The 24,010-nt window shown below is 66.2% G+C and carries 24 protein-coding genes; 11 read left to right on the top strand and 13 right to left on the bottom strand.

Features of this window, described 5'->3' with window-relative positions:
• The first annotated feature begins 2 nt into the window (after positions 1–2).
• Positions 3–1,031 (top strand): DNA polymerase III subunit delta, encoded by a 1,029-nt coding sequence (holA, locus tag OCUBac02_RS01580; protein WP_173043201.1) that lies wholly within the window; start codon positions 3–5, stop codon positions 1,029–1,031.
• Between the two features lies 1 nt (position 1,032).
• Here the strand turns inward: holA and OCUBac02_RS01575 are convergent, their stop codons facing one another.
• The 8 genes from OCUBac02_RS01575 to hemE all read right to left on the bottom strand — a co-directional run bounded on the left by OCUBac02_RS01575 (position 1,033) and on the right by hemE (position 10,260).
• Positions 1,033–1,914 carry a ParB/RepB/Spo0J family partition protein gene (locus tag OCUBac02_RS01575; RefSeq protein WP_173043200.1) on the bottom strand — a complete coding sequence of 294 codons (882 nt, stop codon included), beginning with the start codon at positions 1,912–1,914 and terminating at the stop codon, positions 1,033–1,035.
• A gap of 30 nt (positions 1,915–1,944) precedes the next feature.
• The gene (locus tag OCUBac02_RS01570) at positions 1,945–2,775 is read right to left on the bottom strand and encodes a ParA family protein (RefSeq protein WP_173043199.1); all 831 of its coding nucleotides are present in this window, start codon (positions 2,773–2,775) and stop codon (positions 1,945–1,947) included.
• Positions 2,772–3,419: a 16S rRNA (guanine(527)-N(7))-methyltransferase RsmG gene (gene rsmG / locus OCUBac02_RS01565; protein WP_173043198.1), complete on the bottom strand. Its 648-nt coding sequence runs from the start codon at positions 3,417–3,419 to the stop codon at positions 2,772–2,774. The genes OCUBac02_RS01570 and rsmG overlap by 4 nt, the downstream gene beginning before the upstream one ends.
• On the bottom strand, positions 3,416–5,302 hold the full coding sequence (gene mnmG / locus OCUBac02_RS01560) for a tRNA uridine-5-carboxymethylaminomethyl(34) synthesis enzyme MnmG (RefSeq protein ID WP_173043197.1): 1,887 nt from the start codon (positions 5,300–5,302) through the stop codon (positions 3,416–3,418). Before mnmG ends, rsmG begins: the two co-directional genes overlap by 4 nt.
• 65 nt (positions 5,303–5,367) lie before the next feature.
• Positions 5,368–6,801 (bottom strand): tRNA uridine-5-carboxymethylaminomethyl(34) synthesis GTPase MnmE, encoded by a 1,434-nt coding sequence (gene mnmE / locus OCUBac02_RS01555; protein WP_348521640.1) that lies wholly within the window; start codon positions 6,799–6,801, stop codon positions 5,368–5,370.
• 498 nt (positions 6,802–7,299) lie between these two features.
• Positions 7,300–8,565 carry a transcription termination factor Rho gene (gene rho / locus OCUBac02_RS01550; protein WP_047572568.1) on the bottom strand — a complete coding sequence of 422 codons (1,266 nt, stop codon included), beginning with the start codon at positions 8,563–8,565 and terminating at the stop codon, positions 7,300–7,302.
• Positions 8,566–8,791: 226 nt separating this feature from the next.
• Positions 8,792–9,214, bottom strand: a complete 423-nt coding sequence (hemJ, locus tag OCUBac02_RS01545) for a protoporphyrinogen oxidase HemJ (protein ID WP_047572571.1) — start codon at positions 9,212–9,214, stop codon at positions 8,792–8,794.
• A gap of 11 nt (positions 9,215–9,225) precedes the next feature.
• The gene (hemE, locus tag OCUBac02_RS01540; protein WP_173043196.1) at positions 9,226–10,260 is read right to left on the bottom strand and encodes a uroporphyrinogen decarboxylase; all 1,035 of its coding nucleotides are present in this window, start codon (positions 10,258–10,260) and stop codon (positions 9,226–9,228) included.
• A gap of 489 nt (positions 10,261–10,749) precedes the next feature.
• Between hemE and OCUBac02_RS01535 the strand changes: the two genes are divergently transcribed.
• Genes OCUBac02_RS01535 through dnaQ form a run of 5 tightly spaced genes read left to right on the top strand, consistent with a single transcriptional unit; the run spans position 10,750 to position 14,399 of the window.
• Positions 10,750–11,580 (top strand): pyruvate, water dikinase regulatory protein, encoded by an 831-nt coding sequence (locus OCUBac02_RS01535; RefSeq protein ID WP_173043195.1) that lies wholly within the window; start codon positions 10,750–10,752, stop codon positions 11,578–11,580.
• Positions 11,577–12,203, top strand: a complete 627-nt coding sequence (locus OCUBac02_RS01530) for a Maf family protein (RefSeq protein ID WP_173043194.1) — start codon at positions 11,577–11,579, stop codon at positions 12,201–12,203. The genes OCUBac02_RS01535 and OCUBac02_RS01530 overlap by 4 nt, the downstream gene beginning before the upstream one ends.
• Before the next feature lie 11 nt (positions 12,204–12,214).
• Positions 12,215–13,048 (top strand): shikimate dehydrogenase, encoded by an 834-nt coding sequence (locus OCUBac02_RS01525; RefSeq protein WP_173043193.1) that lies wholly within the window; start codon positions 12,215–12,217, stop codon positions 13,046–13,048.
• A 15-nt stretch (positions 13,049–13,063) separates the two neighbouring features.
• Positions 13,064–13,678, top strand: a complete 615-nt coding sequence (gene coaE / locus OCUBac02_RS01520; RefSeq protein ID WP_173043192.1) for a dephospho-CoA kinase — start codon at positions 13,064–13,066, stop codon at positions 13,676–13,678.
• Between the two features lie 4 nt (positions 13,679–13,682).
• A complete protein-coding gene (dnaQ, locus tag OCUBac02_RS01515; protein ID WP_173043191.1) occupies positions 13,683–14,399 on the top strand; it encodes a DNA polymerase III subunit epsilon in 717 nt (238 codons plus the stop codon).
• Between the two features lie 119 nt (positions 14,400–14,518).
• Here dnaQ and OCUBac02_RS01510 read toward each other — a convergent pair whose 3' ends face one another.
• Entirely contained in the window at positions 14,519–15,253 is a 735-nt protein-coding gene (locus OCUBac02_RS01510; protein ID WP_173043190.1) for a TerC family protein, read from the bottom strand.
• A gap of 172 nt (positions 15,254–15,425) precedes the next feature.
• A complete protein-coding gene (gene secB, locus OCUBac02_RS01505) occupies positions 15,426–15,920 on the bottom strand; it encodes a protein-export chaperone SecB (protein ID WP_047580132.1) in 495 nt (164 codons plus the stop codon).
• A 246-nt stretch (positions 15,921–16,166) separates the two neighbouring features.
• On the opposite strand from secB, the gene OCUBac02_RS01500 reads away from it, so the two are divergent.
• The 5 genes from OCUBac02_RS01500 (at position 16,167) to OCUBac02_RS01480 (ending at position 20,091) form a co-directional block, all read left to right on the top strand.
• Complete coding sequence (locus OCUBac02_RS01500; RefSeq protein WP_173043189.1) at positions 16,167–16,892, top strand: Tim44/TimA family putative adaptor protein; 726 nt, start codon at positions 16,167–16,169, stop codon at positions 16,890–16,892.
• Entirely contained in the window at positions 16,889–18,058 is a 1,170-nt protein-coding gene (gene mltA, locus OCUBac02_RS01495) for a murein transglycosylase A (protein WP_173043188.1), read from the top strand. Before OCUBac02_RS01500 ends, mltA begins: the two co-directional genes overlap by 4 nt.
• Before the next feature lies 1 nt (position 18,059).
• Positions 18,060–18,623 carry a Smr/MutS family protein gene (locus OCUBac02_RS01490; RefSeq protein WP_173043187.1) on the top strand — a complete coding sequence of 188 codons (564 nt, stop codon included), beginning with the start codon at positions 18,060–18,062 and terminating at the stop codon, positions 18,621–18,623.
• The gene (locus OCUBac02_RS01485; RefSeq protein WP_173043186.1) at positions 18,620–18,994 is read left to right on the top strand and encodes a helix-turn-helix domain-containing protein; all 375 of its coding nucleotides are present in this window, start codon (positions 18,620–18,622) and stop codon (positions 18,992–18,994) included. The genes OCUBac02_RS01490 and OCUBac02_RS01485 overlap by 4 nt, the downstream gene beginning before the upstream one ends.
• Before the next feature lie 98 nt (positions 18,995–19,092).
• Positions 19,093–20,091, top strand: a complete 999-nt coding sequence (locus tag OCUBac02_RS01480; protein WP_173043185.1) for an adenosine kinase — start codon at positions 19,093–19,095, stop codon at positions 20,089–20,091.
• Positions 20,092–20,296: 205 nt separating this feature from the next.
• Here the strand turns inward: OCUBac02_RS01480 and OCUBac02_RS01475 are convergent, their stop codons facing one another.
• From OCUBac02_RS01475 to rpsO, 3 genes are all read right to left on the bottom strand, one after another.
• On the bottom strand, positions 20,297–20,932 hold the full coding sequence (locus OCUBac02_RS01475; RefSeq protein ID WP_173043184.1) for a pyridoxamine 5'-phosphate oxidase family protein: 636 nt from the start codon (positions 20,930–20,932) through the stop codon (positions 20,297–20,299).
• A 214-nt stretch (positions 20,933–21,146) separates the two neighbouring features.
• Complete coding sequence (gene pnp, locus OCUBac02_RS01470) at positions 21,147–23,321, bottom strand: polyribonucleotide nucleotidyltransferase (protein WP_047579445.1); 2,175 nt, start codon at positions 23,319–23,321, stop codon at positions 21,147–21,149.
• Positions 23,322–23,580: 259 nt separating this feature from the next.
• Entirely contained in the window at positions 23,581–23,850 is a 270-nt protein-coding gene (gene rpsO / locus OCUBac02_RS01465) for a 30S ribosomal protein S15 (RefSeq protein WP_047579443.1), read from the bottom strand.
• Positions 23,851–24,010 lie beyond the last annotated feature (160 nt).

The following is a 24,010-nucleotide window of genomic DNA, read 5'->3' as shown; positions in this document are numbered from 1 at the left end:
CCATGGTTGCGATCAAGGCGCACGAGGCCGAGAGGACGCTTGCACGACTCGACCCCGCCTGGCGGCTGATCCTGATCTACGGCCCCGATGCGGGGCTCGTCTCCGAACGGGCGTCGGGCCTCGCCCGCGCCAGCGTGGACGATCCGCAGGACGCTTTCCAGCTCGTGCGCATGGATGGCGACGCCATCGCCTCCGACCCGCTCAAGCTCGCCGACGAGGCCAACACGATCGGCCTCTTCGGCGGCCGCCGCGCCATCCGGGTCTCCCCGACCTCGAAGCCGCTCCTCGCCGCCCTTGAGCCGCTTCTGGCGACCCCGTCCCAGGACGCGCTCGTCATCGTCGAGGCCGGCGATCTCCAGCGCAGCAACCCTGTCCGAACCGCCTGCGAGAAGGCCAAGACCGCGTTGGCCGTGCCCTGCTACGGCGATGCGGCACGCGATCTCGGCTCGATCATCGACGAGATGGTCCGGGCCGCCGGAAAGGCGATCGACCGCACGACGCGCGATCACCTCGCCGGCCTGCTCGGCGGCGACCGGCAGACCTCGCGCCGCGAGATCGAGAAGCTGCTGCTCTATGTCGGCTCGGACTCGGCTGTGCAGGTCGAGCATGTCGACGCCGTCGTCGGCGATACCGCCCAGCGCGAGCAGGCGATGCTGGTCGATGCGGTCTTCGCAGGAAAGCTGCCGGTTCTCGACCTCGCACAGGCCAAGCTCAGCAGCGAGGGGCTCGACCCCGGCGTCATGCTCGGCGCTGTCCTGCGTCAGGCGCTGACACTGCTGAAGGCGCGCCAGTCGATCGATGCCGGAAAAGGGCTGCGCGATGTCGTCGCGACGATGCGCCTGCCCTATCCGCGGATCGCAACCACGGAAGCAGCGCTGAACACCTGGTCCAGCGCGAAGCTCAACGAGGCCGTCGCCCTCCTGGGCAATGCGGTGCTGGCGACGCGGCAGAATGCCGATATGGGCCGGGCCATCGCGACCCGCGCCCTCTGGACGCTTGCCAGGCTCGGACGCGCCGGCCGCGGAGAGTGAATCAGGTCTTCAGGCGGTGACAGAGCGCGTCGAGCTGCTCGAGCGTCTTGTAGCCGATCTTGACCTCGCCTGCGCCACTGGCCTTGTGCCCGATCGAGACGGAGAGGCCGAGCGCCTCCTCCAGCGCCTTCTCCAGAGCCCGCGTATCCGGGTCCTTCACCGGCTTCGGCTTGCTCGTCACCGCGCTCTTGATCTCGCCGCGCGCCTCTTCCTGGACGATGCGCTCGATATCGCGAACGCTCAGACCATCGTCGATGATCTTCTGCGCCATGAATTCCGGGTCCGAAACGGACAGAAGGGCACGGGCATGACCGGCTGAAACCGCACCTTCGCTGACCAGCTTGCGCACCGGCTCCGGCAGCTTCGACAGGCGCAGCGTGTTGGCGACATGGCTGCGGCTCTTGCCGATGACGCGGGCCAGATCGTTCTGCGTATAGCCGAATTCGGCGATCAGGCGCTCATAGCCGGCCGCTTCCTCGATCGCGTTGAGATCCGTGCGCTGCACGTTCTCGACGATCGCGATCTCTAGCGCCTCGCGATCATCGGCCTCGACCAGCAGAACCGGCACATCGTGCAGCTCGGCGCGCTGCGCCGCACGCCAGCGACGCTCGCCGGCGATGATCTCATAAGCGTCCATCATTCCGGGGATGGAACGAACGATGATCGGCTGCAGGATGCCGCGCTCGCGGATCGAGGTCGTCAGATCTTCGAGGTCCTCCTCGACGAAATTGCGACGCGGGTTGCGCGCGCTCGGCCGCAGGAACTCGACCGGTACCCGACGCTGGCCGCGGGCCCGCTCGATCGCCCCGATCTCGTCACCGACATCGCCGATCAGTGCCGCCAGACCGCGGCCAAGGCGGGAACGCCCCTGTTCTTCGGCCATCGCCATCCTCATCAACCTCTGATTTGTAACTTACGCGGCTGCCCGCAAAGCACGCTCGCGCTTGATCACTTCGGAAGCCAGTCGCAGATAGGCCTGCGAGCCCGAGCAGCGCAGGTCGTAAAGCAGGGCCGGCTTGCCGTAGGAGGGCGCCTCGGAAATCCGGACATTGCGCGGGATCACCGTCTCGTAGACCTTGTCGCCGAGGAAGTTCTTCACATCCGCCATAACCTGCCCGGACAGGTTGTTGCGGGGGTCGAACATGGTCAGCACCACGCCCTGGATGATCAGGCGCGGATTGAGACCCGCCTTGACCTGTTCCACCGTCTTGAGAAGCTGACTCAAGCCCTCCAGGGCGAAGAATTCGCATTGCAGCGGGACCAATACCGCGTCCGCCGCCGTCATCGCATTGATCGTGATCAGGCTGAGCGAAGGCGGGCAATCGATCAGGATATAGGTCAGATCCTGGCAGCGCTGGTCATAGACCAGCTCGTCGATCGCATTCTTCAGGCGGTGCGCGCGGTCCTTGGCCGAGGCGATCTCCAGTTCGACCCCGAGGAGATCCAGGGTCGAGGGCGCCAGCGACAGGCCGGGAACCGCCGTGGCCTGCAAGGCCTGCCCCAGGCCGACATCGCCGCAGAGCACATCATAGGTCGAGGACTTGCGGTTGCGCCGATCGACGCCGAGTCCCGTCGAGGCATTGCCCTGCGGGTCGAGGTCGACGATCAGGACCTTCTCGCGGATGGCGGCCAGGGCAGTGCCGAGATTGATCGCGGTCGTCGTCTTGCCGACGCCGCCCTTCTGATTCGCGAGCGCGATCACGCGCGGGCGGCGCGGTGTCGTCACGGATGTGAGCTCAGTCATGGATCGGCTCGTCTCTCGGCCGAGCGCACCATCAGGATTCGCGCGGCGTCATCAGTCACGGAGGAAACCGTTGTCGCCTGAATCTTCCAATATCTGGCCGAGTCGGTCAATTCCGTATCTAGATGTTGTCCCTTGGGAAAGAGACCGAGCGTACCGGTTCTCAACAGCTCTTCGCACCAACCGAGCAATTGGGGCAGGGGAGCGAGCGCACGGGCCGTCACCACGTCGACTTTGCCGATGAAATCGCCGATCACATCTTCGATACGAGCCGCATGGACCTTGACCGGCGCGCCAGTCACGCGGGCCGCATGGCGCAGGAAGGCGCATTTCCGGGCGTTGCTCTCGACCAGGTCGATCTGGCCCTTGCCCTGCGCGGCGAGGCAGATGCCGATCACCAGTCCCGGGAAGCCGCCGCCGGAGCCGAGATCGAGCCAGCGCTCCCGGCCCTCGGCCAGGCCAAAGATCTGCAAGGAATCCGCGATATGGCGCGTCCAGACATCAGCGAGCGTCGCCGAGGAGACGAGGTTTTTCGCCGCCTGCCAGCGCCCCAGCTCTGTCACCAGAAGCGCGAGGCGCTCCTCTGTTTCACGTGAAACAGGCGTCAAGCGCAAAGCGCGCTCGCGGTCGCTTTTATCAACAGTCACGGTGAACCTGTGGATAATACGGGAGCCCGACTCTTCCTGGCATGAGCCGCGAGCAGGGTCAGGGCGGCCGGCGTCATGCCCTCGATCCGTCCGGCCTGGGCCAGATCGGCCGGGCGCTGAGCTGCCAGCTTGAGCTTCAATTCGTTCGACAGGCCGGAAATCGCATCGAGATCGAGATCGGCCGGAACCTTCAGCGACTGGTCGCGGCGATAGGCCTGGATCTCTGCCGCCTGCCGGTCGAGATAGACCGCATAGACCGCATCCGCGGTCACGCGCGCTACGACCGGGACAGGGTAATCGTTCAGCGCAGGCCAGACGGAAGCGAGCTGATCGAAGCCCACATCCGGATAGGACAGAATCTGATAGGCGCTGCGGCGCAGCCCATCATGGTTGAGCTGCAGGCCCACAGCCTGCGCCTGCTGCGGCGTCAGGGACAGGCTCTTCAGCTTGTCTCGAAGAGCCGCGATATCCCGGTTGCGCGTCTCGAAGGCGTCCTGCCGCGCGGAACTGACGATCCCCAACTGCAAGCCCAAAGGCGTCAAGCGCTCATCGGCATTGTCGACACGCAAGGACAGGCGGAACTCCGCCCGCGACGTAAACATTCGATACGGCTCCGTAACGCCATGTGTCACGAGGTCGTCGACGAGCACGCCGATATAGGATTGCGCCCGATCGAACACGGCGGGCTCCGCCGCGCCGGCCATCCGCGCCGCGTTCAGCCCGGCGAGCAGGCCCTGTGCTCCGGCCTCCTCGTATCCCGTCGTGCCATTGATCTGCCCGGCCAGGAACAGCCCGGCGATCGCGCGGGTCTCCAATGTGTTCTTCAGCGCGCGCGGATCGACGAAATCGTACTCGATCGCATAGCCAGGCCGCAGCATCGCGGCCTTCTCCAGGCCGGGAATGGTCTTCAACAGGTCGAGCTGGACATCCTCGGGCAGCGAAGTCGAGATCCCGTTCGGATAGACCGTATCGTCGTCCAGCCCCTCGGGCTCCAGGAAGATCTGGTGACCGTCGCGATCGCCGAAGCGCCCGACCTTGTCCTCGATCGACGGGCAATAGCGCGGCCCGCGACCTTCGATCTGGCCCGAGAACATCGGGGCGCGATGCAGGTTGGCCCGGATGAGATCATGGCTCGCCAGCGTCGTCCGCGTGATCCCGCAGGAAATCTGCGGATTGGTGATGGCGGAGGTCAGCGCCGAGAAAGGCTCGGGCGGCTCATCGCCGGGCTGCATCTCCAGCGCCGCCCAATCGATGCTGCGGCCATCGAGCCGCGGCGGCGTGCCGGTCTTCAGACGGCCCAGGGGAAACCCATGGCGCTCCAGCGTCGCCGACAGGCCGAGGGACGGCGCCTCGTCGACGCGCCCCGCCGGAATCCGCTTCTCCCCGATATGGATCAGGCCACGCAGGAAGGTTCCGGTCGTCAGCACGACCGTTCCGGCAGCGAATCGACGCCCGTCTGCCAATACGAGCCCGGTCACGCGGCCGGCCTCAACCTGAAGGTCAAAGACCTCGCCAGCGACAATGTCGAGATTGGATTGCGCGCCCAGCAGATCCTGCACGGCCCGACGATAGAGCTTGCGGTCTGCCTGCGCGCGCGGCCCCCGAACCGCCGGGCCTTTCCGGCGATTGAGCATGCGGAACTGGATACCGCCGAGATCGGCAGCTCGGGCCATGATACCGTCGAGCGCGTCGATCTCGCGGACGAGATGCCCCTTGCCGAGCCCGCCGATGGCAGGGTTGCAGGACATCACGCCGATGGTTTCGGGCTTATGCGTCACCAAAGCCGTGCGGGCGCCGTAACGCGCCGCGGACGCGGCCGCCTCGGCTCCGGCATGGCCGCCGCCGACGACGATGACGTCGTAGTTCTGCCGATGAAGTGACATCCGGTTTCGCTAGCGAAGCCCGACGGACGGGTCAACGAAAACCGCCGCCACCGACCGGCCAGGCGTCACTTTCCGATACAAAATCCCGCGAACAGCCGGTCCAGGACATCCTCGACATCGATCCGGCCGACGAGACGCTCAAGGGCGACCACGGCGAGGCGGATGTCCTCGGCAAGCAGCTCGCCTTGTCCGTGCTGCGCCGCCACCGCTCGCTCCAGTGTTCCGATGGCTTCGGCGACGGCAATGCGATGCCGCTCGCGCGTCAGCAGGGCCGGCTCGCCCTGCCCAAGCTCCTGCAGCCGCGCGACGATATCGGCAAGCAACGCGGCCATACCCTCTCCGGTCTTCACGGAAACGGGCCGCTCGTCCGGAAGGACAGGTCCCGCCAGGTCGGCTTTCGTCGCGACCTTAAGTAACTGAGCCTGATTCTCGACTCGATACGGGTCCGAATCGACTGCGCGCAAACCAAGAACGAGATCCGCGCGCTCGACCAGCGCCCGGGCGCGCCTGACGCCCTCGGCTTCGATCGGATCGGCGCTGTCGCGAAGGCCCGCGGTATCGACCAGGATGACCGGAAGGCCCGCGAGGTCGAGACGCACTTCCAGGCTGTCGCGCGTGGTGCCGGCAATCGGAGAGACGATGGCGACATCGCGCCGCGCGAGCGCATTGAGCAGGCTGGACTTGCCGGCATTGGGCGGCCCTGCCAGCACGACCACGAAGCCCTCACGGACCCGCTCGCCCATAGCGAAGCTGCCGAGCGCGTCGCGCAACGATTCTAGCACCTGAGCGGCCAAGACCAGCGCCTGTTCTTGCAGCGGCCCGGAGACATCACCCTCATCCGAAAAATCGAGCTCAGCCGCCAACAGGCTCATGGCCTCGATCAATGCGTTTCGCCAATCCTCGACAACGTCGCCAAGAGCGCCATCCATCTGCTGCAGCGCCTGCCGGCGCTGCCATTCCGTCTCCGAATCGATCAGGTCTGCCAGGCCCTCGACGGCAGCCAGATCGAGCTTGCCGGCTTCGAACGCCCGCCGGGTGAACTCGCCGGCCTCTGCCAGCCGCACATCCGGCAAAGCCGTCAGAGCCGCAAGGAGCCGCGCCAGGATTGCCCGCGAGCCATGAACATGGAACTCGGCGACGTCTTCGCCGGTAAAGCTGGCAGGGCCGGCAAAGAACAGGACCAGCGCGCTATCGATGGCTGCCCCTTCCGCATCGACGAGCCGGCGCAAGGTCGCGATCCGCGGTTCAGGGACCAAACTCGCAAACGTTTCGAGAACGAATCGAACGCGCGGGCCGGAAACTCTGATCACCGCCACGCCGGCTTTCCCGGGCGCCGAGGACAAAGCCACGATCGTGGAATGGGTGTCCGGAATCATCATGCCTGTCGAAAGCCGGGAAGACGGCTTCTTGGACGAGCTTCCCGCGAACATCAAGCTCACGAGTTGCTCAGGCTGTCGGGAGTCTTCCGTGCTGGAGCCGCGGTGTTCCAGCGCAGCCACCGAGCGGTATGACTCGGCCGAAAAGTCGAAGCACTACCGGTCATACTTATTGCTCAACCCGGGTAGCGCCGGATGGGTATGCCCGGAATCCCGCCGGTGTGCCCCTCCGCGAGTTGGAAGCGCGAGTCCTCGGAAGTCGGTCTTCACGCAAGCAGCGGCAACAACCTGATACGTGGTGGCAATTGAGCTTTCGCTTGGCTTCGGTGAAGCGACCGGACACCACCGTTCGGCTCGGTCTCGCTGGGCGTGCCTCGCGGTACGACCGGCCTGACTCGATCTGCCGCGAGGCCTGAAAGCTGCGCGACATCGGTCAGGCCAGGTTTCGGCCTGGGCGCATCGGTCGTTGCGTCGAAGCCATCGTCCGTCACGGTTCCGAATCGAAGCAGGTCTGAGTTTTGGTCCGGCTTTATGGCGCTTCCGACCAGCCAGAAACGATTTCGCCGCTGCACCGGAGATCGGTACGGCGGCGAATCGAAACGCCGGAGAAGCTGAACAGCGTCAGGTATTCATCGAGTCGAAGAATTCCGAGTTCTGCTTGGTCTGGCGCAGCTTGTCGATGAGGAACTCGATCGCGTCCTGCGGGCCCATCGGGTTGAGGATGCGGCGCAGCACATAGGTCTTCTGCAGGTCGGAGCGCGGCGTGATGAGCTCTTCCTTGCGGGTGCCGGACTTGAGGATGTCGATCGCCGGGAAGATGCGCTTGTCGGCCACCTTGCGGTCGAGCACGATTTCCGAGTTGCCGGTGCCCTTGAACTCTTCGAAGATCACCTCGTCCATGCGCGATCCTGTATCAATCAGCGCCGTTGCGACGATGGTCAGCGAACCGCCTTCCTCGATATTGCGGGCCGCGCCGAAGAAGCGCTTCGGCCTCTGGAGGGCGTTGGCGTCGACACCGCCGGTCAGCACCTTGCCGGAGGACGGCACGACCGTGTTGTAGGCACGGCCGAGGCGCGTGATCGAGTCGAGCAGGATTACGACGTCGCGGCCATGCTCGACCAGGCGCTTGGCTTTCTCGATCACCATCTCGGCGACCTGGACGTGACGGGAAGCGGGCTCGTCGAAGGTCGAGGACACGACCTCGCCCTTCACCGAGCGCTGCATGTCCGTGACTTCTTCCGGGCGTTCGTCGATCAGCAGCACGATCAGATAGCACTCGGGATGATTGCTGGTGATCGACTGGGCGATGTTCTGGAGCAGAACCGTCTTACCCGTGCGCGGCGGCGCGACGATCAGAGCGCGCTGACCCTTGCCGATCGGAGCGACGATATCGATGACCCGCGGCGAGAAATCCTTCTTGGTCGGGTCCTGCACTTCGAGCTTCAGGCGCTCGTCCGGGTAGAGCGGCGTCAGATTGTCGAAATGGATCTTGTGCTTGATCTTCTCCGGGTCCTCGAAATTGATCGAGTTGACCTTGAGCAGGGCGAAATAGCGCTCCCCGTCCTTGGGACCGCGGATCGGCCCTTCGACCGTGTCACCGGTGCGCAGGCCGAATTTCCGGATCTGCGACGGCGAGACATAGATGTCGTCGGGGCCCGGCAGGTAGTTCGAATCGGAAGAGCGCAGGAAGCCGAAGCCGTCCTGCAGAACCTCGACGACGCCCTCGCCCAGAATCTCGGTCTCACGCGCGGCGAGCTGCTTCAGGATGGCGAACATCAGCTCCTGCTTGCGCATGGTGCTGGCGTTCTCGACCTCGACATCCTCGGCGAAGGCCAGGAGTTCGGTCGGCGACTTGCTCTTGAGCTCTTGAAGCTTGATTTCCCGCATGGGGCACCCGGATCGTGAACACCCTGCCGACGAGCAGGGGAGAGGACGGTACTGGATTGATCGACTTAGTCGGTCCTGGCCGGACCTGCGCTGGGGTTGCGCGACATGGGCTGCTGCAAGGGCAGGCGGCTCACGAATAGTCGACAACTAGGGAGGACGCTGGAGAAGCGCAGCGTCCTGATAGCGGGAATCGCATCCGGGCTCAAGCGGGAAAGCGCGGGCCGGCTCAGAACGGCTTCACGATGACGAGAATGACGATGCCGACCATCAGCACCGCCGGGATCTCGTTGAGGATGCGGAAATAGCGCGGGGACTTGACGTTACGGTCGTTCGCGAAGTTGCGGACATGCTTCACCAGCACGCCATGGATGCCGGAGAGGAGGAAGACGAGCAGCAGCTTGCCGTGCAGCCAGCCGCCCTTGAAGCCGAAAGCGTACCAGGCGAGGTAGAGGCCGAGCACCCAGGTCAGGATCATCGCCGGGTTGATGATGCCCTTGAGCAGCCGGCGCTCCATGATCTTGAAGGTCTCGGACTGGATCGAACCGGTCTGCGCCTCCGCATGGTAGACCATCAGACGCGGCAGATAGAGCATGCCGGCCATCCAGGAGATGACGGCCATGACATGGAAAGCCTTGATCCACTCGTACATCGCCTGAGCCCTCAGCCCCGTACCTGTTTCAGCAAGCGCTCGACATGCGCGATCGGCGTATCCGGCAGGATGCCGTGGCCGAGATTGAAGATGAAGGGCCGGCCTCCGAAAACTGTCAGGATGGCATCGGCCTCCCGCTCCAGCTCGTCGCCGCCGGCGCGCAGCACCAGTGGATCGAGGTGGCCCTGCACCGGCACCTTGGACTGAATGGCGTCACGGGCGAAGCTCCGGTCGATATCGGTTTCGAGCCCGACGGCATCGACCCCGGTACCCGCGATATAGTCCGGGATCAGGCGGCCTGCTCCACGCGGGAAGCCGATGATCCGCGCTTGCGGGTGCACCGCCCGCACGCCATCGACGATCCGGCGCGTCGGTTCGATGCACCAGCGCCTGAAATCCTCCGGCCCGAGCGACCCCGCCCAGCTATCGAAGATCTGTACGGCATCGACGCCGGCCGCGATCTGCGCGTTGAGATAGGCGATCGACGAGACCACCAGCCGGTCGATGATCGCCTGGAAGAGGTCTGGGTCGCGCGCGAACAAATCCTTCGCCGGCCCCTGATCGGGCGTCCCACGACCGGCGACCATATAGGTAGCCACGGTCCAGGGCGCTCCGCAGAAGCCTATGAAGCCGGTTCCGGAGGGCAGGGCAGCGCGAACCCGCCGCACCGTCTCGAGGATCGGGTCGAGCCTGCTCTGATCGGCCTCGCGATCGATCTCGGCAAGGCGCGCCGCATCGGCCACAGGCTCGAGCCGCGGACCCTCTCCCTCGGCGAACCAGAGCTTCTGGCCGAGCGCCTGAGGCGCGACCAGGATATCCGAGAACAGGATCGCGGCGTCGAAGCCGAAGCGCCGGATCGGCTGCAAGGTGACCTCGGCGGCCCATTCGGGATTGTAGCAGAGCGCCAGGAAGCTGCCGGCTCTAGCCCTGAGCTCGCGATATTCCGGCAGATAACGCCCGGCCTGGCGCATCAGCCATATCGGAGGGGTCGGCAGGGCTTCGCCGCAAAGCACACGGATCAGGGCAGGGGTGTCGTGTGTCGTCATGGCTGACGGGCCGTCCATCCCGCTATCTCTCAAATAAGATTCCTAGAGAGAATCTTTTGTTTTGACTCTTGGAGGCAGGGAGATAGCCCGCCGCAATTTCGTCCACAACCGATCCACAGCCACTGGGACAGCGAGTCGCGGGTCGGCCGGAGCCCCCATCACCCGTTAAGGCTTTATTAACGAATTGGAATCGGCGGTCGCCTCGCCGGCTTCCAAAATGATTCACGTGAAACACTTTCTTTACCATTCACAGCTCGGCGGCTGTTGATCGTTCGGGCGGGTTATACAGAGCCGTCGCCCGGTCCCCGTTTCCTGTCCACTTGTCCACACTGCTCCCCATCCTCCGGGATAACCCGCCAGCCCTGCGCGGCCGGATGTTCGGGGCTCGCGGGCACTGAAATGCCGAGCCGGCATCAATTCGCCTCGGGGCGATTCCGATCCGGCCCAAAGCACGCTAGAGGTTAAGGACGCTTCAGGCCGGGGGATGCCGTGGTCCGCAACTATTTCCATCTGCATCTGGTCTCGGATGCGACGGGCGAGACGTTGATCGCCGTCAGCCGGGCCGCAGCCGCGCAATATGAAAGCGTCTCGGCGATCGAGCATGTCTATCCACTGGTGCGCTCCGAAGCGCAGCTTGCCCGCGTCCTCGCCGAGATCGAAGCCTCGCCCGGCGTCGTGCTCTATACGCTGGTCGAGCCGGAATGGCAGGAGAAGCTGGAGAATTTCTGCCGCGAGCTCGGCTGCCCCTGTCTCTCGGTGCTGCAGCCCGTTCTGTCGCTGTTCCAGTCCTATCTCGGCCAGGCCCAGGCGACGAAGCCCGGCGCACAGCATGTGCTCAACACCGAGTATTTCCGCCGCATTGACGCGATGAACTATACGTTGCTGCATGATGACGGGCAGATGGGCGGCGATCTCGACAATGCCGATGTCATCCTCGTCGGCATCAGCCGGACCTCGAAGACGCCGACGAGCATCTATCTCGCCAATCGCGGCATCAAGACCGCCAATATTCCGCTGGTGCCGAACATTCCCCTGCCGCCCGAGCTGGAGAACGCCAAGAAGCCGCTGATCGTCGGCCTGATCGCCAGCGCCGACCGCATCGTCCAGATCCGCCAGAACCGCCTCTTGTCGCTTCGCGCCGACGACGACACGGCCTATGTCGATCCGACCGCCGTCGCCGACGAGGTCACGCAGTCGCGACGCCTCTGCGCCCGCAAGGGCTGGCCGGTGATCGACGTGACGCGGCGCTCGATCGAGGAGACGGCCGCCTCGATCCTCGATCTGCTCCGCGACCACCGCATGAAGTTCATCGCGACATGAGCGCCGCGTCCGCCCTCTGGCTCGCTCCCGAGCCGCTGATCCTCGCTTCCGGCAGCGCGACCCGGCGCGACATGCTGCTCGCTGCCGGCATCCCGGTCGAGGTGATCAAGCCGGAGATCGACGAGCGCGCCGTTGAGAAGCCGCTGGTCGATCGCGGCGTGCCGGCCGATCAGGTCGCGGCAGCACTGGCCTGCGCCAAGGCACTCGCCGTCTCGCGCGACCGTCCGGGCCGCTTCGTCCTCGCCGCCGACCAGACCCTGACCTGCGAAGGCGTGTCTTTCCACAAGCCGGAGGATCTGGCAGCGGCGGAACGGCAGATCGCATCCCTCGCGGGCAGGAGCCACGAGCTCCATTCGGCCTTCGTCATCGCCTGCGATGGTGCGCCATTGGCCGAGGGCCTCGAAGTGGCTCGACTGACCATGCGCCCGCTCCAGCCCGATTTCATCGCGCGCTATCTGGCTGTCGCCGGCGCGGCTGCCCTGAGCAGTGTCGGCGGCTATCAGGTGGAAGGGCCGGGCGCGCAGCTCTTCGACACGATCGAGGGCGATCATTTCACCATTCTCGGGCTGCCGCTGCTCGCGGTGCTCGCGGCGTTGCGCGAGCTCGATTGCCTCGCCCGCTAACGGATTTGCATATGGCGCCTCGCTGCTTCGTCATCGGACATCCCATCGCGCATTCGCGCTCGCCCCTAATCCATGGCGAGTGGCTGCGCGAGCATCGGCTTGCCGGTTCCTATGAGCGAATCGATGTTGCGCCAGCCGATCTGCCGGCTTTCGTTTCCCGCGTGCGCGAGGGCGAATTCGCGGGCGGCAATGTCACCGTGCCGCACAAGGAAGCGGTGATGGCGCTGGTCGACGAGATCAGCGCTGCCGCACGCGCCGTCGGCGCAGTCAACACGCTCTGGCGCGAGAACGGCCGGATCATCGCCGACAACAGCGATGTCGATGGCTTTCTGGCTCATCTCGATGCAAGCGTGCCGGGCTGGCAGGGCAGGGTCGGCACGGCCCTCGTCCTTGGCGCCGGTGGCGCGGCGCGTGGCATCTGCTATGGCCTGAAGGCACGCGGCATCGCGTGTATCCTTGTCGTCAATCGCAGCCCGGAACGTGCGGCCGAATTGGTCGCAGCTCTCGGCCATCCGCTTGAGGCGGGCGATTGGGCCAAGCGCGACGCTCTCGTCGGCGAGGCCGATCTCATCGTCAACACGACGGCGCTCGGTATGCAGGGCAAGCCGCCGCTGGAGATCGATCTGGCAGCTTTGCGGCCGGGCACCATCGTCGACGACATCGTCTATGTCCCCTTGAAGACGGCTTTGCTGACCGAGGCGGAACGGCGCGGCGGCGTTCCCGTTGACGGGCTCGGCATGCTGCTGCACCAGGCCGTGCCCGGCTTCGCCCGCTGGTTCGGCGTGACGCCGCAGGTGACGCCGGCGCTTCGCGCCCTGATCGAAGCCGATATCCTGAAGGCCTGATTCGCCGGAGTATTCATGACCTTCGTGCTGGGCCTGACGGGCTCGATCGGAATGGGGAAATCGACCACCGCGCAGCTCTTCGTGCAGCGCGGCGTGCCGCTGCACGATGCCGATGCGGCTGTTCATCGCCTGCATCGCGGCCGGGCGGCAGCGCCGATCGAAGCCGCCTTTCCGGGCACGGTGATCGATGGTGCGGTCGATCGCGCAAGGCTGGGCGCAGCCGTGCTCGGGAAGCCCGAAGCCTTGCGCCGGCTTGAGGCGATCATCCATCCGCTGGTGCGCGAGGAGGAGGAAGCCTTCCTCGCCCGCTGCCATCGAGAGGGGGCGGGGCTCGCGGTCCTCGACGTGCCGCTCCTGCTGGAGACGGGTGGCGAGGCGCGCTGCGATGCCGTGCTCGTCGTGACGGCCCCTGCCGAGGTGCAGCGCCAGCGCGTGCTGGCCCGCCCCGGCATGACCCCGGAAAAGCTCAACGCCATCCTGTCGCGCCAGATGCCGGATGCGCAGAAGCGTCGTCGTGCCCATTTCCTTGTGGACACCTCGCGCGGCCTCGTGGCCGCCGAGCGGCAGGTCGGCTCTATCCTGATGGCGCTCGCCGGCCGTCCCGGGCGCGGCGCGCAAGCGAGGCCCTGAAGCGATGCGCGAGATCGTTCTCGATACCGAAACCACCGGCGTCGAAGCCAATAATGGCGACCGCATCGTCGAGATCGGCTGCGTCGAGCTGCTCAATCACTGCCCGAGCGGCCGCACCTTCCACGTCTATATCAATCCCGAGCGCTCGATGCCGATCGAGGCGTTCAACGTCCACGGCCTCTCGGAAGAGTTCCTCTCGGACAAGCCGGTCTTCGCCGCGGTCGCCGACGAATTCGCCGAGTTCATCGCCGGCGCGAAGCTGGTGATCCACAATGCCGCCTTCGACGTCGGCTTCATCAATATGGAGTTCAAGCGCCTCGGCCTGCCGCCGATCGAGCAGGGCTTCGTGGTCGACACCTTGTCGATGGCGCGCCGCAAGCATCCCGGCGCCTCGAACAGCCTCGATGCGCTCTGCTCGCGCTACGGCATCGACAACAGCCGACGCACCAAGCACGGCGCCTTGCTCGACTCCGAGATCCTGGCCGAGGTCTATATCGAGCTGATCGGCGGCAAGCAGGCCTCGCTCGGCCTCGGTGTCGAGGCGGCGGCCGGCCGCCCCGGCCTCGCCATGGCGGCCGTCGAGAAGCCGCAGCGTCAGCGTCAATTGGCGCCGCGTCTCAGCGAGGAGGCGCTCAAGGCGCACGAAGCCTTCATTCTCGGGTCGCTCAAGGCGCCGCTCTGGAAAGGCTATCTCGGCATCACCGACGACGCGGCGCAGTAACCGCCGTCATTCTCGGGCGGAGCGAAGCGCAGACCCGAGAATCTCATGAAGAAGGGGTGCCCTTCCGTCCTGAGATGCTCGGGTCAAGCCCGAGCATGACGGAGGTGTATAGGTCCAGCTTATCGCGCCCGGCGACGCGACAGCATGTTGAGCGCCTCGATCAGGGCCGAGAACGCCATCGCGGCGTAGATATAGCCCTTCGGCACATGCACGCCGAAGCCTTCCGCGATCAGCGTGCCGCCGATCATCAGCAGGAAGCCCAGCGCCAGCATCACGATGGTCGGGTTCCTGTCGATGAAGCGCGCCAGCGGATCGGCGGCGAGCAGCATCGTCAGCACCGCGACGATGACGGCGATGACCATGACCGGCACATGCTCGGTCATGCCGACGGCGGTGATGATCGAGTCGATCGAGAACACCAGGTCGAGGATCAGGATCTGGAAGATCGCGGCGCCGAAGCTCAGCGTGACGGCGCGCGCGCCGCCCTCGGCGAGCACCGATTCCGGATCGGGATCGACCTTGTGATGGATTTCCTTCGTCGCCTTCCAGACCAGGAAGAGGCCGCCGGCGATCAGGATGAGGTCGCGCCAGGAGAAGGCCTGGCCGAAGACCGTGAAGATCGGGGCGGTCAGCTTGACGATGAAGGCGACGGTGCCGAGCAGGCCGAGACGCATGATCAGCGCCAGGCCGATGCCGATCTTGCGGCCCTTCGAGCGCTGATGCTCGGGCAGCTTGTTTGTCAGGATCGAGATGAAGATCAGGTTGTCGATGCCGAGCACGACCTCCATGGCGATCAGTGCCCCGAGCGCGGCCCATACGGCAGGGTCGGCGGCAAGCGTCATAAGGTGGTCCATCGGGTCTCCATCGGATACGGAAAAGGCGGGCGTCCCTGCCGGGGCGTCCGCCGCTGATGTCCGGCACATGGAGAGGGGTGCCTTGCTCCGCAAGGGCAACAATCATCCGCAATAAACGAAGAAAGGGCCCCCAAGGGGCCCTTCCGTCATGCTTTGCCGATATGGCGGTCGCTCAGTTGGTCGCACCGCCCTGCTGGGCCTCGAGCTCCTGCAGGCGCTGCTGGAAGAGCTGCGCGAAGTCGATCGGCGGCACGTAGAAGGGCGGGAAGCCGCCGTTCTGCACGGCCTCGGCGATGATCTGCCGGGCGAAGGGGAAGAGCAGGCGGGCACAGTCGATCACCAGGACGGGATGGACGTGCTCCTGGGGGATGTTCTGCAGGCGGAACACGCCGGCATAGCTCAGGTCGAAGGCGAAGAGCGTCTCGCCCTTGACCTCGGCCTTGCCTTCCAGGCGCAGCACGGTCTCGTAATCGTTGTCGCCGAGCGCGGTCGAGCCGACATTCACCTGCAGCGACATCTGCGGGCCCTGCTGCGCATCCTGCTGGGCGAGCGAGCGCGGCGCCTTCGGGTTCTCGAACGAGAAATCCTTGGTGTACTGGATCAGGGCGTTCAGGCTCGGAGCTGCTTCGGCGCCGGCACCATTGCCGTTGGGGAGTTCGTTGGCCATCGGTCCCATCTCGTTCTGGCAGGCTGTCTCGGGAAATCCCGTGCCTCTGCCGGCATGCGGGACTGCGCTCCATGCTATGGAGCGGCGCGCGCGTCGGCTATCATGGACGCCGTGCCGGCACAAGAACTCGCCTTCACAAGCGGGGGGGTGGATGTTACGAGCCAGTCTCACCATATGACTGGTGAAGGCCCGGCGCGCGTTCGCGGCAGGGCAGGACAACAACGGGGAGCCACGGGTCAGCTTTCGATGCAGAACTCCTTCGACATGCAGACTCTGATCTTCCTGGTTCTGGCCGTGTTCGTGGCTTGGAAGCTGCGTTCCGTGCTCGGCCAGAAGACCGGCCACGAGCAGCCCAAGGACCCCTTCGCCCGCCGCGAGACGCCGCCGATGCGGCCCGACCAGGCGCAAGGCGCGGACAAGCGCGACAATGTGATCCGCCTGCCCGGCGCCGCCAACGACCCCGTCGCTGCGGAGCCGCCGGTCGCGGAGCGCTGGAAGGATCTGGCCGCGCCGGATTCGCCCGTCAGCACCGGCATCGAAGCGGTGATCCGCCAGGAGCCCGGCTTCGATCCGCATGAATTCGTCGGCGGCGCCAAGGCGGCTTACGAGGCGATCGTCACCGCCTTCGCGCGCGGCGACCGCAAGATGCTGAAGGGCCTCCTCGCCAGGGAGGTCTATGACGGCTTCGAGCAGGCCATCAGCGAGCGCGAGAAGCGCGGCGAGAAGGCCGAGTCGAATTTCGTCTCGATCGACAAGGCCGATCTCGCCGCCGTCGAGGTCAAGGGCAAGACCGCGCAGATCACCATCGCCTTCGTCTCGCAGCTCATCAGCGTCACGCGCGATGCGCAGGGCGCGGTCGTGGACGGCAGCGCCGAGCAGGTCTCGGAGGTCAACGACATCTGGACCTTCTCGCGCCAGCTCGGCAGCCGCGATCCCAACTGGCTGCTCGTCGCCACCGAATCCGCCGCGTGAATCGCGGCGGCGCCGGTGTCGCGCTGGCGTTCTCCGCAGCCCTGGGCCTTGCATCCGTGACCGCCATGGCCTCGCCGCCCCCGCTGCCCCAAGGCGCCCGCGCCGAGGCCTTGTCGCCATCCGCGATCGCCGGCTGGGCGCAGGATGATCACGCCAAGGCCTTCGCCATCTTCGCCAAGGGCTGCATGGCCGATCCGCCCTTGCGCCAGGGCGTGCCGCTGCCGGAGCGACTCACCGTCGTCTGTGACAAGGCCAAGGCGCTTTCTGCGGCGGGACCCGTGGGGCGCGAGCAGGCGAAAACCTTCTTCGAACAGAATTTCTCCTTCTGGCTGATACGGCCGGAAGGCGGCGGGACCGGCTTCACCACCGGCTATTTCGAGCCGGAATTCGAGGGCTCGCTGATGCGGTCCGACGCCTTCCCGACGCCGCTTTACGACCGGCCGAAGGATCTGGTGACGCGCTTCTCCGAGGATGACTGGCCCGGCCTCGACAAGGCGCTCTCGGCCGCGCGTCGCACGAGCAAGGGTTTCGAGCCCTTTCCGGATCGCACCGCGATCGAGACCGGGGCGCTCGACGGGCAGGGGCTCGAAATCCTATGGCTGCGCGATCCCGTCGATCGCTTCGTCCTGCAGGTCCAGGGTTCGGGCCGTATGCGGCTCCCTGATGGATCGGTGACGCGCCTGACCTATTCCGGCCGCAACGGCCATCCCTATACCTCGCTCGGCCGCGTGCTCAGCCAGCGCGAGAGCATTCCGCCCGAGCAGATGACCATGGACCGGCTGATCGCCCGGCTGAAGGCCGATGCCGGCTTCGCCCGCGACCTGATCCGCCTGAACAAATCCTTCGTCTTCTTCGCCCGCCGCGACGGCCTGCCGGCCGAGAGCGGCCCGATCGGCGGCGCCGGCCTGCCGCTGACGCCGATGCGGAGCATCGCGGTCGATCGGACGGCCTGGCCCTATGGCCTTCCCGTCTGGATCGATACGACGCTTCCCGATGGCACCGGCGGCGAGGAGCGTCTGGCCCGCCTGATGGTCGCGCAGGATACCGGCTCCGCCATTCTCGGCGCGGCTCGCATGGATCTCTTCGTCGGCTCCGGCGCTGCGGCCGGGCATCGCGCCGGGCTGATCCGCCATCCCGTCGCCTTCACCGTGCTCTGGCCGCGCTGAGATGCGGTCCCGCCGCGGAAAGACCCTGACGGAGGCCGATATCGCGCTCTGGCGCCAGGTTGCGCGCTCGGTTAAGCCGCTGCCCGGTCGGGCGCCCGTCGAGCCTGAACCTGTCCCCGAGCAAGCACCGCCCGCGCCGACCGAAACCGCCATGCGCGCCGTCGCGGCCGCTTCGCCGGTCAAGGCTGCCCCACCCTCGGCCCCGCCACTGGCACCGATCGAGCGGCGCTTGCGCACGCAATTGCGCCGCGGCCAGCAGAGCGTCGATGCCTCGATCGACCTGCACGGCATGCGGCAGGACGAGGCGCATCTGGCGCTTCATGCCTTCCTGCGCCGCGAGCAGCGCCGTGGCTGCCGCATCGCGCTGGTCGTGACCGGCAAGGGGGCGCTCGCGCCGGCCCTCTTCGGCGACGAGCGCGGCGTGCTGCGCCGGATGGTGCCGCATTGGCTGCGCCTTCCGGACCTGCGTACGCTGGTCCTCGGTTTCGAGGAAGCCGAGCAGCGCCATGGCGGCTCGGGCGCGCTCTATGTCCGCCTGCGCCGCTTGCGGGAGCACGGGCCGTGACGCCCTTCGGCCAGCGCGTCCGCGCCTTGCGGGAGGCGCGCGGCATGAGCCTCGCGCAGATGGCGGAGGGGCTCGGCGTCTCGCCGGCCTATCTTTCGGCGCTGGAGCACGGCAAGCGCGGCCGCCCGACGTTCACCCTGATCCAGGGTACGATCCACCTGCTCGGCGTGATCTGGGACGAGGCCGACGAGCTCGTCAGGCTCGCCGATCTCTCTCATCCGCGCGTGGCGATCGACACTGCCGGGCTCGACCCCGAAGCGACGCTGCTCGCCAACCGGCTGTCGCGCGAGATCGCCCTGCTGGAGGGCGAGGACCTGCGCCGCCTCGCCGCCATCCTCGACGAGGCCGCCAACCGCCGCGACCCCACCTGATTCGCCCGGCTTGACCCCGCGCCGGACGGATGCGACAGGGCCAGCACCTTCCTTTTCGGCCGACGGGCCGTGCCATCCCGACAGAGCAAGCAAGAGCCATGACCCAGACCCGCACGGACGTCCTCGCACTCGGTAATGCCATCGTCGACGTGCTGGCCTCGGCCGAGGAGGATTTCCTCATCGCCCAGAAGCTGACCAAGGGCGCGATGATGCTGATCGACGAGGCCCGCGCCGAGCAGCTCTATGCCGCCATGGGGCCGGCCCGGATCATCTCCGGCGGCTCGGCCGCCAACACCATCGCCGGCCTCGCCTCCTTCGGCGGCAAGGGCGCCTTCATCGGCAAGGTCCGCGGCGACGAGCTCGGCAAGCTCTATCGCCATGACCTGACCTCGCTCGGCGTCGCCTTCGGCACGGCCGATGCGACCGAAGGCCCGGCGACGGCGCGCTCCTTCATCATCGTCACGCCCGATGGCGAGCGCACGATGAACACCTATCTCGGCGCCTGCCAGGGCCTGTCGGTGGCCGATGTCGACGCCAAGGCCGTCGAGGCTGCCGACATCGTCTATCTCGAAGGCTATCTCTGGGACCCGCCGGCGGCCAAGGAAGCCTTCCGCAAGGCCTCCGAGATCGCCCACAAGGCCGGCGGCCGCGTCGCCATCACCCTGTCGGATTCCTTCTGCGTCGACCGCTATCGCGACGAGTTCATCGGCCTGATTCGCAACCGCATGGTCGATCTCGTCTTCGCCAACGAGCACGAGCTCAAGAGCCTCTACGAGACCTCGGATTTCGACACGGCCCTGTCCTGGCTGCGCTCGGAGAACATCCTGGCCGTCGTCACCCGCTCCGAGAAGGGCGCGCTGGCGGTGACGCCGGACGGCATTGTCGAGGAGCCGGTCTTCCCCGTGGAGCGCGTCGTCGATGCGACCGGCGCCGGCGATCTCTTCGCCGCGGGCTTCCTCTACGGCCTGACCTCGAACCGCGAGACCCGCGACTGCCTGCGCCTCGGCGCGCTGGCAGCGGCCGAGATCATCTCGCATGTCGGCGCCCGCCCGGATGTCGGCCTGAAGACGCTGGCGGGGAACGAAGGGCTGCTCTGAAAGCGCCGTCTCCGTCGCTCCGGTGATTGCCGAGTCAAACGCGGGGAACCCTCTCCCGTAGGGAGAGGGTAGGGTGAGGGGTAGGCCGCTCACCGTGATTGCCGTGAGGTGGTCGCTGCACAGCGGTGAGGGGTGCTCCCCGGGTCCGACGGACTACACCTCACCCCTGCCCCTCTCCTTACAGGAGAGGGGTTCCCCACGCTCTTCAATACAGCGTCGCCTTGACCCGGCCCGGCAGCGCCTCGTCATAGGTCTTGCCGTCGAAGGTCTCGACCTCCGCATTGCGCGCCGTGATGTCGCGCAGGATGGTGCCGGGCGAGGGCAGGTCGCGCCGGTCGACCTGCCGCTCCGGGTTCCAGAGCTCAGCCCGCACCACCGCGCGCGAGCACTGGAAGTAGACGGCCTCGACATGGACGATCATGACGCTCGCCGGCAGCTTCCCGGCCATCTCGAACTGCGAACACAACGCAGGGTCGCAGGAAACCTCCGCGCGTCCGTTCACGCGCAGCGTCTCGCCGCAGCCGGGGATCAGGAAGAGCATTCCGATTCGATCGTCGAACAGGATATTCTTCAATGAATCCAGTCGGTTATTGCCTTTTCGGTCGGGAATCAGCAGCGTTTTCGCGTCCCGGACCGTGACGAAGCCCGGCAAATCCCCGCGCGGCGAACAATCCAGCCCCTCCGGCCCGACCGTCGCGAGCACGAAAAACGGCGAGGCGGCGATCAGCGCGGCATAGTTCGCGTCGACATGGTCGATCTCCTTGAACAGCGATGCCGGCGCCATCGGGTTGGGATAGGCGCGGGCGAGGTCGTCGAGCGAGGCGATGCGGTGGTCGGACATGCCGGTCTCCATGGATCGGCATATGTCTAGACTATTCCAAACAGCACGTCATCAGGAGCCGGCTGCCATTTTCGGACAGCGTGAAGCGGCAGCCCGGGAATCTTCGGCAATCATTGGCTCTTCCCGCCTTCATTATGGGCGCAGCGAAAAAGCAAAACGCCCCGCATCGTTGGATGCGGGGCGTCCTGTTTCACGCAAAGCTGGCGTGCCGAGATTACTCGGCCGCGCCCTGCTTCTCGCGGGCCTTCTCGGCCTCGCGCTCGGCCTTGAGCTTCTCGGTGATGTCCTCGCCGGTGGCCTGATCGACGACCTTCATCGAGAGGCGGATCTTGCCGCGCTCGTCCATGCCGAGGAACTTGACCTTGACCTTGTCGCCTTCCTTGACGACGTCCTGCACCTTCTGGACACGCTTGGGAGCGAGCTCGGAGATGTGGACGAGGCCGTCCTTGGCGCCGAAGAAGTTCACGAAGGCGCCGAATTCCATGATCTTGACGATGGTGCCGTCATAGATCACGCCGGCTTCCGGCTCGGAGACGATCGACTTGATCCACTTGATCGCGGCTTCGATCGACTTGCCGTCGGCCGAGGCGATCTTGATGGTGCCGTCGTCTTCGATGTTCACCTTGGCGCCGGTCTTCTCGACGATCTCGCGGATGACCTTGCCGCCGGAGCCGATGACTTCGCGGATCTTGTCGACCGGGATCTTCATCGTCTCAATGCGCGGCGCGAACTCGCCGAGCTGGCTGCGCGACGCCGAGAGGGCCTTGGCCATCTCGCCGAGGATGTGCTCGCGGCCGCCCTTGGCCTGCTCGAGCGCGACCTTCATGATCTCCTCGGTGATGCCGGCGATCTTGATGTCCATCTGCAGCGAGGTGATGCCCTCGCCCGTGCCGGCCACCTTGAAGTCCATGTCGCCGAGATGGTCCTCGTCGCCGAGGATGTCGGACAGCACGGCGAAGCGCTCACCTTCCAGGATGAGGCCCATCGCGATGCCCGCGACCGGCGACTTCAGCGGAACGCCCGCATCCATCAGCGCCAGCGAGGTGCCGCAGACGGTGGCCATCGAGGAGGAGCCGTTCGACTCGGTGATCTCCGAGACGACGCGCAGCGTGTAGGGGAACTCGCCCTTGGCCGGCAGCATCGGGTGGATGGCGCGCCAGGCGAGCTTGCCATGGCCGATCTCGCGGCGGCCGGGCGAACCCATGCGGCCGGTCTCGCCGACGGAATAGGGCGGGAAGTTGTAGTGCAGCAGGAAGGTTTCCTTGTAGGTGCCTTCCAGCGAGTCGATGAACTGCTCGTCGTCGCCGGTGCCGAGCGTGGTCACGACCAACGCCTGGGTCTCGCCGCGGGTGAACAGGGCCGAGCCGTGGGTGCGCGGCAGGACGCCCGCTTCCGCGACGATCGGGCGGACGGTCTTGCCGTCGCGGCCGTCGATGCGGATGCCGTCGTCGAGGATGTTCCAGCGCACGATCTTGGCCTGGGCTTCCTTGAACTGCGCGCCGACCTTGTCCTTCGGGAAGGTGGCGACGCCGTCCGGCGTCTCGGAGACGAGCGCGGCGACGACCTTGGCCTTGACGGCGTCGACGGCCTTGTAGCGCTCGGCCTTGGCGGTGATCTTGTAGGCGGAGCGAAGTTCCGCCTCGCCCACCTTCATGATCGCGGCGAGAACGGCGGAGTCATCCGGCGGGTTGAACTCGCGCGGCTCCTTGGCGGCCTTCTCGGCCAGGCGGATGATGGCTTCGATCACCGGCTGGAAATGCTTGTGGCCGAACATCACGGCGCCGAGCATGATCTCCTCGGAGAGCTCCTTGGCCTCCGACTCGACCATCATCACGGCGTCCTGGGTGCCGGCGACGACGAGGTCGAGAGCCGATTCCTTGGCTTCCTCGATCGTCGGGTTCAGCTTGTAGGCGCCGTCGATATAGCCGACGCGGGCGCCGCCGATCGGGCCCATGAAGGGCACGCCGGAGAGGGTCAGAGCAGCCGAGGTCGCGACCATCGCCAGGATGTCGGGATCGTTCTCGAGGTCATGCTGGAGAACGGTGACGACGACCTGGGTGTCGTTCTTGTAGCCTTCGACGAAGAGCGGGCGGATCGGGCGGTCGATCAGGCGGGAGACCAGCGTCTCCTTCTCGCTCGGACGGCCCTCGCGCTTGAAATAGCCGCCGGGGATGCGGCCGGCCGCGAAGGTCTTTTCCTGGTAGTTCACGGTCAGCGGGAAGAAGTCGAAGCCCGGCTTCGGCTCCTTCGCGGAGACGACGGTCGCGAGCACGACGGTCTCGCCATAGGTGGCCATGACGGCGCCGTCGGCCTGGCGGGCGACCTTGCCGGTCTCGAGGACGAGCTTGCGGCCGCCCCAGATCAGTTCTTCGGTTTGGATGTCGAACATGTGTTTCGTCTTTCGGTCGGGTTCGACCCGTCCGGTGCCTTCAGGCCCATGGGCAAGACGGCCGAACGCTCGGGTTGGGAAGGGAATGCGCCCGAGCGCTCGGCGATCCTGCCATGGACGTCTTGGGCGCCCGGCGGGTCACGCGGGAGGCCGCCCCATGCGGCTGCCGCGAGAGTCAGGTGGCTCGCCCCATGGCGGCTTCACCTGAAAAAGAGCCGCCCGGAGCAGGTCGCACCGGGCGGAAACCGTCGGCTTTCGATCAGCGGCGGATGCCGAGCCGTTCGATCAGCGTCTTGTAGCGAGCCTGGTCCTTGCCCTTGAGGTAGTCGAGCAGGGAACGGCGCTGGGAAACCAGCTTGAGCAGGCCGCGGCGCGAATGGTTGTCCTTCGCATGCGACTTGAAATGGCCGGTCAGATTGGTGATGCGCTCGGTCAGGATCGCGACCTGAACTTCCGGCGAGCCGGTGTCGTTCGGCTTGGTGGCGTATTCCTGGAGCAGCGCGGTCTTGCGCTCGGCAGTGATCGACATCGGGAGATCCTCGTGTTCGGGTTGATCTGGCGGGCCAGGCCGGGATGTCGTCCAGCAAGGTCCGAAGCCCGCGAGCCGCCTCATCAGGGAGGGGTCGCGCCGCCGGCTGGTTGAGCCGGTTGCCCGGGCATATACACGAAATCGGGGGAAACGCCAGCGT

Origin of the sequence: Bosea sp. ANAM02 (genome assembly GCF_011764485.1) — a bacterium.
Classification (GTDB): domain Bacteria; phylum Pseudomonadota; class Alphaproteobacteria; order Rhizobiales; family Beijerinckiaceae; genus Allobosea.
The sequence above is the reverse complement of the archived record's forward strand: the minus strand, read 5'-3'. Positions and strand labels throughout refer to the sequence as shown.